Here is a 12388-nt window from a genome sequence, read left to right as displayed (position 1 = left end):
GTCATAAACAAACCAGCAATTAAGTAATGGGGGATCTGAATCTATGAAGGATTGTTAAGAACCAAACGCCCCATGCTGCCTCCAGCAATCACAAAACCAGCGACAATGAGCAACAGATACATGTTGGGATCGATACCGTCCTTGTCATCGGAGGCCTGACGGATCTTAAAGTTCTTTGCACCATTCTTATAGCCAGTTTCTTGTGGGTTCTGGGAATCTATAGACGATTCTTCGCTGTCGTCTTTGTCTCCTTGCTTAGCAGAGGCCGTGGTTCCGGATGCTTTTTTAGCTCCGTTGCTAGTGGCAGTGTTAGCTCCAGCTTTAGCGACGCTGGAATCACAATCCGCGGAACCGCCCAGGCCAGCATCAAAATCTACAGGATCTAACTCTGTTCCAGCCTCATAAAAACCAGCGAAAGCCCCAGCGCCCTCTTTAGTTAACGTTGCAGAGGCCTTTCCTGAAACCTTGGAGTCCGAAAGATCCAGCGAAGCAAAGCTCAGATTGGCTAGCGGTATATGACCGTAATCGCTCTTGTTACCTTGCAGATCAGATGAACGAACATCGGCATACATCACTCCGCTGTTTCCATTAAAACCAATTGCAATATTGGAGATACGTAGATCCAATATGCCGTTGTGGCCGCTAAAGTTCACTCCACCTGCAAATTTAATTTTCCCTGAGCGCTTTGCTACGTCCACAGCTCCAGATTTTCCGGAAAACACAAACTGTCCACCACTGTGAGTCGTTTGGTCCAGGCTCCACTTTCCCTTGGCGATCGAGCCAGTGATATAAGACTGGAACGATTTTTTCACACCCCAGCGAGCCGTAGCACTCTCTATTCCTTTAGAGTCAGATTCGCATGTCTGAGGGGTGGTGTTTCCAGCGGTTTGTTGCGAGGGGGAAGGTGGGGTTTGGTTCTCAGTTTTGGGAAGGAATTGACGATTCTTTCCAGAATCCTGGCCATTTGCGGCGGTGGCGTTACTTCCTCGAGTAGTTCTCGTCGTCGAGTTAGTTTTTCCAGCCCCGGTTCCACGGGTCTCAAAGTCTTTCAAAGAATCGAGAAAGTGGCCTGCATTGTCCATGAAAATCGTGGTGGCGTTCATGGTGTCATTGGTTTCTGACAAAATAGACATGGCTTCTTTATTAAAGCCGGTAAAGTTTCCTTTGATCGAAGATAGCGCACGCTTTTTGCCACCTGTTGATCCTCCAGAACCATTACCACCCTCTATGGATGGGGAACACTGCCCATCAAGACGTACGTGTCCCCGAGTATCGTCCATCGTCTCCCCTGCTTGGTAAGCGATGAATAGTTTGGCGCCTTCGCTCGTCAAAGTTGTCGTACCGCTTAAGTCGACAGAGCCGCTCGAGGGGTCGGCATAGTTCGAAAGATTAATCGTGGCGATAGTTACATCGTCACCAGTGATCTGAGCTCCTCTTTCATGAGTATTACTCATATCTGATTCATAAGAGACGTAATCAACTTTAATTTCTGCAGACGAACCGTTTGTAACAACTTTCCAGTCGCTAAGAGTCATATCTAACAGGTAGACGCCACCACCATGGTCGTGTCCTTTGAAGTGGATGAGGCCACCGAAAGGAATGGTGGCAGTAGTACCTTCAACACGAGCTTTACTTGGGGTGAAGTTAAAAGCTCCATCGTGTCCCGTATCGCTACCAGAAAAGCCGATTCCTTCCGTAGCCCACTGCCCACCGGTTTGTCCTGCAGCTCCTTTAAGCATGTAATACCTAAAGGTTTGTTTGATACCCCAGTCAAAGGAGCATTGTTCTTCAGCAGCGTACGCGTGCGAGGCAAAGACAACTGATAGCGGTGCAGTTGCAAGGGCTGCAACGCTCATCAGCCCTAAGACCAATTTGCGAGGTTTCAACATGAGTAGATGACTCCTAGAAGAGGGAGGGAATCGTCAATTCTTTCCTAAAACAGCACCCAAAAGAAACCACAACAGAGTTCTTTAAAGAGCCGATCGAAGGTGAGGCGACGAAAAAAGGAAGTGTTACCTAACAGAAAACATGTATAGGCTACACTTACCTAATCTTCTAGTCCATCCCTTGGCCTCTCGAAGGATTTTGCATGAATACCTCCACTACCTCAGCCTTTAAGAATCTCTACCCAGACGTCGATCCCACCCAAGGTTTACCCCTCAACTGGTCCGAACGTTTGTCTATTACTTTTTCTTGCGCAACGCTCGCCTTTGGAGCAGTGTTCGGCGATCTCATCATCGTCGGTGCAGGCCTTATCTTTATACTTTTTTCCACCATCGCACCCGCACAAAAAACAGCTCGGCGAATCAGAACAGAAGCAAAAAATCGCTTTCCCACACAACCTTGGGCAGAAAATGCCAAAAGTTCCGGGCGACGGCAAATTCTCCTCATCGTGCTGTTTTGGGTAGCCATCACCGCGGTATGCATCGGATTATTTTTGGCGGCGCCACATATTAGCCAATTACTCGCAGCTTCCATCGCCGCAGCAATCACAGGAATCCTCACCTGGTTTATGCCAGGGATGAGTTCGATATGGCGCAAGGGTTCGGGAGGGCGTCGGCAAGCTAGGAAGCATATGCGCACTGCGGCGTAGCACAAAAGGATGAACTAGACAGAGCTGTCCATGTAGCATGTACGCGATCCTCACCGCGAACAGCCAAGGAGCCATGACATGCTCAAAACCACAGGAGAACTCACGATTGTTCCCATCGGCGACTTTCGCACGGAAGCCGGCATCATGATTCCTGACGTCGTTATCGCGTATCAAGCATGGGACACATTTCGTGGCGATAATCTTGTGATCGTCGAGCGCGCTCTCACGGGAGACTCCAACGCAATAAGCTGGTGGAACGGCCTTATCGGGGATGGATTAGCGCTCGATACTCGCCGCTACTGTGTCTTATGCACAAATGCGCTCGGCGGTTGCATGGGCTCTACCGGCCCCAGCACTTTGCACCCCGACGCCCGCCCTTGAGGATCCCGATTCCCCGCCCTTTCTATTCGTGACCTTGTGCACTGTGAAAAACAATTCCTTAACACGCTTAACATCAATAAAATTCATGCAATCGTCGGCGGCTCAATGGGCGGTGCTCGTGCGATGGAATGGTCGATTCTTTACCCAGATATGCTTCGAGCCGCCCTAGTGATCGCAGTGTCAGCGAGAGCGAGCGCCTGGCAAATCGGCATTCAGTCCGCCCAAATCAGTGCAATCGAACGCGACCCCCACTGGAAAAATGGCGACTACTACGCCGCCGATTACCCCGTTGATGGGCTTGCCGCTGCACGCAGGATCGTGCACCTCACCTACCGAGGGGAGCTAGAGATTGATGAAAGATTCGGCACTTCTGCCCAGCACGATGAGAATCCTTTGGGTGCTTATAGGGATGCTTCGCAGCGTTTTGCAGTAGAAAGTTATCTGCAACATCAAGGGCGGAAGCTAACAGAGCGTTTCGACGCCGGCAGCTACGTAATACTCACAGAAGCCCTTAATCGTCACGATATCGGGCGCGGACGTGGCGGCCTAAACAAAGCACTCGCTTCTATTAGCGTGCCGACGATGGTTGCTGGCGTAGATACCGACATTCTCTACCCTTATCACCAACAGGAACACATTTCCCGAAACATCAAAAACCTATTGGGCATGGCAAAAATAAGCTCCCCAATAGGACACGACGCGTTCTTGACAGAAACCCGACAGATGGATCGAATCATCAGGAAGGTGTGGGAAAGAATCGACGATTCTTTCCCACACCTCAGCCCCTAAACCTCAATCATCTCCTTTTGAAGCTCACTTCCCCTTGCGTGCGATATCCGAAAAGTCGGGCTATATACAAGACAAAAAGAAAAAACAATCGACTAACACTCAACCGTCAAAAATGTGGATAACTAATGCCACGCCATTACTTCTTTCCCTCTTCAGGTCCTCGCCTGTGCATAACTTTTATTCGAAGCCATCTACATTTTGTCGCCGACTTAGGCTGAGCCTGAAATATCGGCTGGCTCCGCTTATAGGTGAGCGTCGTAAAGCTTTAAACAGGGAGTTTTCATGGTTGGTTTTAGGCACACCGATACGAGTAACTCGGTATCCGCATTTCAGATGAGTATTAATCGTCAGCTCATTACGTTTTGGCTGCATCAGGTTCCTGAAAAGGAAGAGGATTTTCATACTCAGGTAGATGCCCTAAGCATTTCCATGAACATTTCCCGACATGAGGCGAAAAGTGGACTGCGAGTGGGAGTTATGCTGAGAAATTTTCCAAAATTACTGTCTTGTTTACAAACTCACTGGCATTTGGATATGCCTCGACTTGTGATCCTGGAAAAGCACCTCATGGCCATAAATAAAAATTTATTACCACAGGTAGATAGCTATCTATGTGAGTATTTCACTCCACAGGTATCGGGCCAAGTAATACCGCAGAAGGCAACATTATCTAAACATATTCGAAATTACATTGAAGGAATCGATCCCCCAGCTGCGCAAAGACCACAGGATCAGCAGCAACGGACAGCATCTTTTAAACGGGGACTCGACGGATACACACGCCTTAGCGTAACCATGACCGATGCAGAAGCTTGTGTGCTGCAACAAGCGCTTAAGAAACAACCCGGTGCTGAGCTCATCGATTCTTTTATGAATTTGATTGATAAGAAAATAACGACGAAAGTTATTCTCAATGTTTTTAAAGGCACTGATGGCCTCATGCGTATGGTCGACGGCGGAATCATCGATTCCTCCGCTATCGACGCCACCCGGGTAATCGATGCGGATGCATATACAGACTCGTATCATCCCACCGATGAAATCCGGGCAGCGGTGCAGCTACTCGACGGTTCCTGCCGCTACCCCAACTGCACTGTCAGCGCACAGCATTGCGACATCGATCATGTCATTAATCACGATGAAAATGGCCCGACGACTCCAGATAATCTGGCTTGCCTCTGTCGGTTCCATCATAATTTTAAAACCGAGCAGCGAGTTCATTACTCAATCGATGAGAATCGGGTAGCTACTTGGTACTTTCCCAATGGTGTCATCAAAAAATCACAGCCAGGAGGCGTTAAACGCCCACCTCGTTTCGGCCAATCGTGGAAAAAACATGAGGAGCAACGGATGAGGGCGCGTCGGCAAGCAAATCGCAGCTAGATACCACTATGAGCCCAGCGAATCGATCGAGTAAGAAAGAAACACCATCGCTCCACCGACTGCCGATGCATACATCACATCAAATGCCCTCGAGCGTATAGAGAGAACACCCAATACTTTCGAATCACAAGTCAATCTCAGGACCGCTAACCACAGCAAAGCTGTCCCAAGCACGAAAGTGGCGCGACGCCAATGCTCAGTAAGCGAATAGACACCTGAGATGGCGACAGCGATCACGAAGAGCGATAGCCCTATGTACTGGATTCCGGAAGGAATCTTCGATTCCTTCCGGCCAATGTCGTGAGGATTATCGAGAGGCGAAATTTTAACCAAGTTCCGCGCGCTCCACCACATTACGAATCAAAAATGCACGGGTAAGCGGACCCACGCCTCCGGGATTCGGAGAAATAGCCCCTGCAATATCCCAAACATCGGGGTGCACATCCCCCAAGAGCTTTCCGTCTTTACGAGAGACCCCTACATCTAAAATAGCAGCGCCGGGTTTTACCATGTCTGCTGTTATCATATGAGGCTGACCTGCAGCTGCGACGATAATATCGGCTTGAAGCGTTTCCTTCGTAAGATCTTTCGTTCCGGTATGGCACAGCACTACCGTTGCATTCTCACTTCTACGAGTTAGCATCAAACCAATCGGCCTTCCTACAGTTACTCCCCGGCCGATTACAACCACTTTTTTACCTGCGATTTCAATGCCGAAACGCTTTAGTAGATGAATTGCTCCGTTCGGAGTACACGGTAATGGAGCATCTTCATTGAGCACGAGCTTGCCCAAATTAACTGGATGTAAACCATCAGCATCTTTATCAGGATCGATACGCTCCAAAACCGCGTTCTCATCCAGATGTTTCGGTAATGGAAGCTGAACGATGTAGCCCGTGCATGAGGGGTCATTATTCAGCTCATCAATAACGTTCAACAGCTCTTCTTGTGAAATATCAGCAGGAAGGTCTCGACGAATGGATCGTATGCCAATCTGCTCACAGTCACTGTGTTTCATTTTTACGTAAGAGTGACTTGCGGGATCGTCACCCACCAAAACGGTTGCCAGACCGGGAACGATCCCCTTTTCTTTTAAAGTTTGAACACGGTCTTCTAGGTCCGCAAAGATCTCGTCTCGGTACAGTTTTCCATCTAATTTAATAGCAGTCACAGTACGAATTATTGCACTTTCTGGAACGAATCGTCGATTCCTTCCAGAACAGATCTAAGATTACTTTCATGTCTGCATTCGCTCATATCATTTTTGACCAGCCTGTAATACCTCCGAACACAGGGAATGCGATAAGGATGTGCGCTGGTACTGGAGCGCATTTACACCTTGCGGGTCCTCTAGGATTCAACCTCGAAGAGAAAAACCTCCGCCGAGCTGGACTCGATTATCACGATCTGGCTGAGGTAAGCATTCATGAGAACCTGGAAAGATGTTTCGATTCTCTCCCGCACACCCGTATCTTTGCTTTTACCACGCACGGGAAAACTCATCATTCGGATATCAGGTGGGAGTCCGGCGATGCACTACTCTTTGGCACCGAACCCACTGGCTTAGCAGAAGAAACTTTAGTTCATCCTCGCATCACCCAGCTGGTTCGCATCCCAATGCTGCCAGGACGTCGTTCCATGAATCTCTCAAATGCAGCTGCCGTGGCTGCCTATGAGGTATGGCGCCAACTAGGCTACCAAGGCGGGGTTTAAGCAGTCACCCAAGGTTGCTTAGCCTTTCGACGCCTCAGCCTCCGTCACATTAATCGCCCACAAACTGGCGTCGGCAAGCGGAACGTCTTTTCCATCTACCGAGATAAGACTCATCCCTGGGTAGACAGGTTGCTTGATTGTAACGGACACTCCCGGCAATACCCCGTGGCCAGCGAGATAGCGCAATAGATCAGGATCCCGGTCATGAATTCTTTCTACAATGACGGTCTCGCCAATTTCAAACTCTCCGAGCTCTCGTGTTGGGATAGAATCGACGATTCCTTCCTGAGAAGGAATCGGATCACCGTGCGGATCTCGTGTCGGGTGGCCTAGGTGGGCGTCGATACGCTCAAGCAATCTGTCAGAAAGCGCATGCTCTAGAACTTCTGCTTCTTCATGGACTTCGTCCCATGTGTAACCAAGCGTGTCAAACAGGAACATCTCAATGAGTCTGTGCCGACGGACAACTTGAGTTGCTAAAGCATTGCCAGCCTCAGTGAGGAGAATACCTCCATAGCGCTCGTGGTCGAGGAAGCCCCGGGCAACGAGTTTTTTTACCGCTTCAGACGCCGTCGAGGTTTTCTCAGACATCCTAGTTGCGAGTTCGCCCAATGGGACGGGTTTTCCGGTGGCTTCGTGTAGATCCCACACATTTTTCAAGTAGTCCTGGGACTTTTGAGGGAGCTCAGAGACATGCATACTCCGTAGAATACACCGGCCACCACCGCGATTGTTCCACCGGCTGACAGGTTAAAGACGACAGCAATTCCTAAACCGGCCAGTCCTATGATCACACCCACCATAGGAGCAAGCCACAATAATTTGCTGGGGCTCGAGACAAGAAGGAGCAAACCTGCAGTAGGTGCCGCAATAAGCGCGATAGATAAGATTGTTCCGATCGCGGGGATAACGCACACCACGGTTGCCACAATCATGCCAAGAATCAGCGATTCCGCCAGCTTTACGTTTCCGCCTGCTGCGCGAAAGCCCATCTCGTCGAAACTGTAGTAGATGAGGTGTTTCTGGAAAGAATTGACGATTCCTACCGAAACAACCAACACAACCCCCGCTATAACTGCATCAAGAATCCTTACGGTGAGCACCGACCCCGCTAGAAACCCTTCGATCCTAATGGGCAGCGGGGCGAACCATTTGTTAAGAAAGTAGCCAAGCGCAAAACTCACTGTAAGGATGATTCCGGCAGATGCCTGCGATGACTGTCCATGTATTCGGGTGAGCCACCGCATCGCTACGGCCATGAAAACACACATAATAAGGGCCCCGAGATAAAGGCCGTCGCGACCCAGGATCACTACGCCCACGATAGCTCCGGGAAATGTGGCATGGGTTACGGATTCAGTAAAGAATACGCGTTGCTTCAGCAATGCGAATACGCCGACCAGGCCGCAGAGGGCGCCTACAATGATGAGTTCCAGGATGGGAACTGTGAGAACGTCGATTAGCATGATGCATCACTCTTTTCCGTTCGACGCCCTACCTTTGATAGGCCTAACGCTAGGAAGTACATAGCCACCACGGAGAGCGCAACGGCTGCCTGCGGGGAGATTCGTGCAGAGACTCCGGTGATCCATAGCCCGATATAACCGCCGATCAATCCGACGGCCATAGCTAGGGGGACCATATAACGGATACGCGTGCTGACAAGGCGAGCAGCGGCACCGGGAATAACGAGATAACCGATAACAAGAAGCGTTCCGATGGCTGTGGATGCAGAAACCACAACCGCTGCGATTGCGACGTTGATGGCAGCGTCATACAGCACAACGTTCACACCTGTAGCTTTCGCACCTAGACGATCGAAAGCTACAAAAATTTGGTTCCTCCACGTAATCACCATGATGAGAATTGCGATCGCGCAGACAATCAGAGCTTCTCCTAAGCGCTTGTCTGTCGATTCAAGTAAGCGCCCAAACATCAACGCCTCAAGTTGTCCCGACAAGTCACCCTTCCGCAGAGACAAGACAATGCCCACGGAGAAAAATGAAGTAAGAACGATAGCAGTCCCCGCTTCTGAGCGACGCGACGCGAAAGTGAGAACCACTGCCACTACTACTGCGACCACGGAGGCGTAAGGAATGATCGATTCTCTCCCACCAAACACCGCCCCAGCCACTATTCCAGGAAAGACAGCATGTACTACGGCCTCTGCGTTAAATTCCAGTTTACGGAGGTTAACTATCACTCCTACGAGCCCAGACACTATGCCGAGAACCGTAAGGAGAATGATCGGGCGCAGAAGGTAGGGCGGGATATTGAGAAGCTGTGCTAACTCGTTAACCACGGGTTCCTCCATAGGCACGAGAGATAAGGTCCGGCGTCATAACATCGTTGATGGCGCCAAAGGCAATTTGCCGACCGGCCAGAAGCAGCGCTTTATCGCAGGTTTCCTCGGCTAGAAGCAGATCGTGAGTAGATACAACAACTGCCACGCCTTCGCGTTTAGCGGCATCGATGATGCGGAGCAGTTCTTTGCGGTTTGGCTCGTCAAGTCCGTTGAAGGGTTCGTCGAGAAGCACTAATTTGGGCGTCGCCACCAAAGCACGCGCAATGAGAACGCGCTGGCGCTGCCCACCTGAAAGCTCACCGAAGCGTTTCGACGCCCGATCCAATAACCCAACCCGCGTCAATGCTGCGTCCACCCTCGGATCCTTTGCTGGGTTTTTCCGCAAAAAAGTGGGTTTCCATCCCGACTCGTTATATAGCCCCATCGCCACAACGTCCCGCGCAGTGACCGGGAAGGTCAGGTCCAGATCCGCTGATTGAGGAACGTATCCGATGGAGTTGTTGGCCCCGCGATCGACGATTGTTTGGAAGGAATCGACGATTCCTACAATCCCCTTAAGCAAAGTCGTCTTCCCCGCCCCATTGGGCCCGATCAATGCGAGAGCTTCACCAGGATATAGTTTGCCTGTCACCCCTTGCAGAGCAACGTTTCTGCTGGGCCCTTTCCCATAAGCAAAACTCGCGTTATCAAACTGCAAGACTGGGCTGTTCACATCGGTATTCCTTGTTGTGGTGTTGTCAGTATTCATGGGCTTCTCTAGAAAGACAGGTGAGGACCTTCATATGAAGGCCCTCACGGCTCGTTGTTTAGGTGGTGCTTAAAAAGCAGATCATCCCAGCGAGGCTGGTTTTTCTGCGAGTTTGCCGCCCCATCCTTCCACCAGGGTCTCTACATTGTGGACGATTGATTGGATATAGCTGACGTCAGGACCTAGCGAGTCCCCGTAGAGTTCTCCACCGAGTTTCACCCCGGCGGCCTTTGCCACAGCTTCGATGGAGCGCGAGCTGTTGGAGTTTTCCGCGAAGATTACTTTGGTCCCGGATTCACGCACTTGAGCTGCTGCCGAATTAATGTGGTCTGCGGTGGCATCTTGCTGAGAGTTGAAATCGGATAGCGCAGCTCCGATGAACTTCACGTTGTAGTCTCGCGAGAAATAGCCGAAAGCATCATGAGAAGTAAAGAGGATTCGTTCCGGCTCGGGAACGGAAGCCAAGGATTCAGAGATCCATTTATCTAGGTCCACAAGCTTTTTGACGTACCCGTCCACGTGCTTCTTGTATTCAGCGGCATTGTCCGGGTCAGCTTTTTCCAACGCTTTTCCAATGTTTTCTACCTGGATTTTCGCGTTGCGCGGGCTTGTCCAAATATGTGGATCGTGAGTGAACTCAGGTTGGCTCTCGCCTTCTTCTGGAGGGAATGGCCACTTCGCTACGGACACTCCTTCAGAAGTGTCAACGGTAGTACCGGCGAACCCTGAGGACGTGACGGCATTATCCAGGAAGCTTTCGAGGTCGATGCCATTTTTCAGGAGCAGATCCGCTTTAGACAACGCATCCATTTGTTCACGAGTCATTTCGTGTTCATGCGCTGAAGCGTTGGGGGCAAGTAAGCACGTGAGATTAACATCGGCGTCGATGTTTTTCACATAATCGCAGATTTGGGTGGTGGTCGCCACAATTCCGAGTTTGTTATGACTCTTATCTTTGTTGTTGCCGGCGCTTGAACATCCGACAAGCGCAAGGGAAACGACCATTCCTGCGGCCAAACCGCGGACAAGTTTAGACATGAAATGCTCCTGTTTGAAAAATATTTCAGAATACAAGCTAACACTACATTTCAGCTATATCAATGTGGCTAATTCAACACTATGAACTTTTTCTCTTTAGATAATTCACAGACCCCAAACCCCCCCTTGGCCAAGGTTAACACTAAACCACATTATCTCCCCGTACCTGCACTTTTACGGCAGAATCCCCGCCGCAATGCCGCACCCATACAAGCAAATCCAGAGGCTACCCCCGACCAGTTTTACCGATAAACATTTTCTTTATCCAATGATAGCCTAAGCTGGTCATAATAAAACCCATAATAGAAACCTTTTAAGGAATTGACCATGAAGGATTACGACGGTGCTTAACTCGTGGAAATCTCAGGTTAGCCGTGCCTTTTCTGCACGCTTCGGACGGCAAATACTCGTGGCGATCATGGCCACCGCCCTGATAAGTACGGGACACAGCGCAGTCCCCAGCGCGGTTGCGGTCGAACCGTTTCGTATGGAAAGAACGGCCGATAACAAACCCATCCTGCGCCAAGGCGATAAGTTCCGCATCAAATGGGGCTCACGAGGCCATAAGGTCGGAACTTTTTGCACGGTAGGTTACATCGACCAGGAGCGAAAGCTCATCTTCAGCGCAGCGCACTGCGTGGGGAGCAGGAGAGCAACATTCCATCTGGCCGACTGGTCAGATCTGGGCACATTGGCATACATGCCCAAGGACATCAATCCACTCATCGGCGGAGATTTTATAGCGATTGATTACAGCAAAAACGCCGATCGGATCGTGGTAGAAAACCCATACGCCGATCACCTACATGGGGACAACCCTTATTGACCGGAATGCCGAAGTCTGCGCCTATGGTGTTGTCACCAAAACGGTCCGGTGTGGCCATTTTTCCACGCACAGCACAGCCACGTTCAACGACGGAATCGAGAATGGCGGCATTGCCCACTACAACTCCACCCCGCACTCAAAGCCGGGCGATTCCGGTGGCCCGGTGTGGCTGAAAGAAACTAAGGAATTAATCGGTGTCCATTACGGAGCCCAGACCGGATACAGCAGAGTAACCCTCCTTCCACGTAAAAATGGGAAGGTTAAGCTTCCCGACGATGCCGCCATCCCCGGCAGGGATTCGGATATGCCACCAATCACCAGCGTGCCGAGCACCTCAGAGATTGCCGATCCAATCATCCCCGTCGAGCCAGGAATTATCGCGCCCGAGGATATCCCCTCCTCAGACACAGATCAGAAGACCCCTTCTACCCCCAGCCATAAAGTCTCGTCCCCAGGACCAATTATCGGCATCATAGCGGCAGTAGCCGCGGTCTTCGGTATCGCAGCTTTTGGTATGGCGCAGGTTTTCGGACTGCCCGGAATCTCGCTACTACCGCGCAACTTCTAACTACGCTTGGGGAGGTGCACATTGCGCACCTCCCAGCTGCCAAC

13 protein-coding genes and 1 pseudogene are annotated in these 12388 nt (G+C 50.5%); 6 read left to right on the top strand and 8 right to left on the bottom strand.

The window, feature by feature from the left end:
• Positions 1 to 41 precede the first annotated feature (41 nt).
• The gene (locus CpATCC19410_RS02320; RefSeq protein WP_013241310.1) at positions 42 to 1889 is read right to left on the bottom strand and encodes an HtaA domain-containing protein; all 1848 of its coding nucleotides are present in this window, start codon (positions 1887 to 1889) and stop codon (positions 42 to 44) included.
• A gap of 200 nt (positions 1890 to 2089) precedes the next feature.
• Between CpATCC19410_RS02320 and CpATCC19410_RS02315 the strand changes: the two genes are divergently transcribed.
• The 3 genes and pseudogenes from CpATCC19410_RS02315 (at position 2090) to CpATCC19410_RS02305 (ending at position 5146) form a co-directional block, all read left to right on the top strand.
• Positions 2090 to 2593, top strand: a complete 504-nt coding sequence (locus CpATCC19410_RS02315) for a hypothetical protein (RefSeq protein ID WP_014300495.1) — start codon at positions 2090 to 2092, stop codon at positions 2591 to 2593.
• 78 nt (positions 2594 to 2671) lie between these two features.
• A pseudogene (metX, locus tag CpATCC19410_RS02310) lies at positions 2672 to 3763 on the top strand (homoserine O-acetyltransferase MetX).
• Positions 3764 to 4045: 282 nt separating this feature from the next.
• Complete coding sequence (locus CpATCC19410_RS02305) at positions 4046 to 5146, top strand: HNH endonuclease signature motif containing protein (protein ID WP_013241306.1); 1101 nt, start codon at positions 4046 to 4048, stop codon at positions 5144 to 5146.
• Positions 5147 to 5152: 6 nt separating this feature from the next.
• On the opposite strand, the gene CpATCC19410_RS02300 is transcribed toward CpATCC19410_RS02305, so the two are convergent.
• Complete coding sequence (locus CpATCC19410_RS02300; protein ID WP_014401012.1) at positions 5153 to 5479, bottom strand: DUF3017 domain-containing protein; 327 nt, start codon at positions 5477 to 5479, stop codon at positions 5153 to 5155.
• Positions 5472 to 6317, bottom strand: a complete 846-nt coding sequence (locus tag CpATCC19410_RS02295; RefSeq protein WP_014522356.1) for a bifunctional methylenetetrahydrofolate dehydrogenase/methenyltetrahydrofolate cyclohydrolase — start codon at positions 6315 to 6317, stop codon at positions 5472 to 5474. Before CpATCC19410_RS02295 ends, CpATCC19410_RS02300 begins: the two co-directional genes overlap by 8 nt.
• 68 nt (positions 6318 to 6385) lie before the next feature.
• Here CpATCC19410_RS02295 and CpATCC19410_RS02290 point away from each other — a divergent pair, with 68 nt between their 5' ends.
• Positions 6386 to 6859 carry a tRNA (cytidine(34)-2'-O)-methyltransferase gene (locus CpATCC19410_RS02290; protein WP_013241304.1) on the top strand — a complete coding sequence of 158 codons (474 nt, stop codon included), beginning with the start codon at positions 6386 to 6388 and terminating at the stop codon, positions 6857 to 6859.
• 18 nt (positions 6860 to 6877) lie between these two features.
• Here the strand turns inward: CpATCC19410_RS02290 and CpATCC19410_RS02285 are convergent, their stop codons facing one another.
• From CpATCC19410_RS02285 to CpATCC19410_RS02265, 5 genes are all read right to left on the bottom strand, one after another.
• Positions 6878 to 7558: a metal-dependent transcriptional regulator gene (locus tag CpATCC19410_RS02285; RefSeq protein ID WP_013241303.1), complete on the bottom strand. Its 681-nt coding sequence runs from the start codon at positions 7556 to 7558 to the stop codon at positions 6878 to 6880.
• Positions 7516 to 8325 carry a metal ABC transporter permease gene (locus CpATCC19410_RS02280; RefSeq protein ID WP_014401011.1) on the bottom strand — a complete coding sequence of 270 codons (810 nt, stop codon included), beginning with the start codon at positions 8323 to 8325 and terminating at the stop codon, positions 7516 to 7518. The genes CpATCC19410_RS02285 and CpATCC19410_RS02280 overlap by 43 nt, the downstream gene beginning before the upstream one ends.
• Positions 8319 to 9161: a metal ABC transporter permease gene (locus CpATCC19410_RS02275; protein ID WP_013241301.1), complete on the bottom strand. Its 843-nt coding sequence runs from the start codon at positions 9159 to 9161 to the stop codon at positions 8319 to 8321. Before CpATCC19410_RS02275 ends, CpATCC19410_RS02280 begins: the two co-directional genes overlap by 7 nt.
• Positions 9154 to 9912, bottom strand: a complete 759-nt coding sequence (locus tag CpATCC19410_RS02270; protein ID WP_014401010.1) for a metal ABC transporter ATP-binding protein — start codon at positions 9910 to 9912, stop codon at positions 9154 to 9156. Before CpATCC19410_RS02270 ends, CpATCC19410_RS02275 begins: the two co-directional genes overlap by 8 nt.
• Positions 9913 to 9993: 81 nt before the next feature.
• Positions 9994 to 10950 carry a metal ABC transporter substrate-binding protein gene (locus tag CpATCC19410_RS02265; protein ID WP_013241299.1) on the bottom strand — a complete coding sequence of 319 codons (957 nt, stop codon included), beginning with the start codon at positions 10948 to 10950 and terminating at the stop codon, positions 9994 to 9996.
• Between the two features lie 343 nt (positions 10951 to 11293).
• Here CpATCC19410_RS02265 and CpATCC19410_RS02260 point away from each other — a divergent pair, with 343 nt between their 5' ends.
• Positions 11294 to 11776 (top strand): hypothetical protein, encoded by a 483-nt coding sequence (locus CpATCC19410_RS02260; RefSeq protein ID WP_013241298.1) that lies wholly within the window; start codon positions 11294 to 11296, stop codon positions 11774 to 11776.
• The gene (locus tag CpATCC19410_RS02255; RefSeq protein ID WP_013241297.1) at positions 11757 to 12344 is read left to right on the top strand and encodes a chymotrypsin family serine protease; all 588 of its coding nucleotides are present in this window, start codon (positions 11757 to 11759) and stop codon (positions 12342 to 12344) included. The genes CpATCC19410_RS02260 and CpATCC19410_RS02255 overlap by 20 nt, the downstream gene beginning before the upstream one ends.
• Positions 12345 to 12388 lie beyond the last annotated feature (44 nt).

Origin of the sequence: Corynebacterium pseudotuberculosis (genome assembly GCF_002155265.1) — a bacterium.
GTDB lineage: Bacteria > Actinomycetota > Actinomycetes > Mycobacteriales > Mycobacteriaceae > Corynebacterium > Corynebacterium pseudotuberculosis.
This window is presented reverse-complemented; position numbering and strand designations above follow the sequence as displayed.

What these genes read in the sequence shown, in the direction of transcription:
- CpATCC19410_RS02320 (WP_013241310.1), bottom strand. Translation starts at nt 1,889, where the DNA reads ATGTTGAAACCTCGCAAATTGGTCTTAGGGCTGATGAGCGTTGCAGCC.
- CpATCC19410_RS02315 (WP_014300495.1), top strand. Translation starts at nt 2,090, where the DNA reads ATGAATACCTCCACTACCTCAGCCTTTAAGAATCTCTACCCAGACGTC.
- CpATCC19410_RS02305 (WP_013241306.1), top strand. Translation starts at nt 4,046, where the DNA reads ATGGTTGGTTTTAGGCACACCGATACGAGTAACTCGGTATCCGCATTT.
- CpATCC19410_RS02290 (WP_013241304.1), top strand. Translation starts at nt 6,386, where the DNA reads ATGTCTGCATTCGCTCATATCATTTTTGACCAGCCTGTAATACCTCCG.
- CpATCC19410_RS02285 (WP_013241303.1), bottom strand. Translation starts at nt 7,558, where the DNA reads ATGCATGTCTCTGAGCTCCCTCAAAAGTCCCAGGACTACTTGAAAAAT.
- CpATCC19410_RS02280 (WP_014401011.1), bottom strand. Translation starts at nt 8,325, where the DNA reads ATGCTAATCGACGTTCTCACAGTTCCCATCCTGGAACTCATCATTGTA.
- CpATCC19410_RS02270 (WP_014401010.1), bottom strand. Translation starts at nt 9,912, where the DNA reads ATGAATACTGACAACACCACAACAAGGAATACCGATGTGAACAGCCCA.
- CpATCC19410_RS02265 (WP_013241299.1), bottom strand. Translation starts at nt 10,950, where the DNA reads ATGTCTAAACTTGTCCGCGGTTTGGCCGCAGGAATGGTCGTTTCCCTT.
- CpATCC19410_RS02255 (WP_013241297.1), top strand. Translation starts at nt 11,757, where the DNA reads ATGGGGACAACCCTTATTGACCGGAATGCCGAAGTCTGCGCCTATGGT.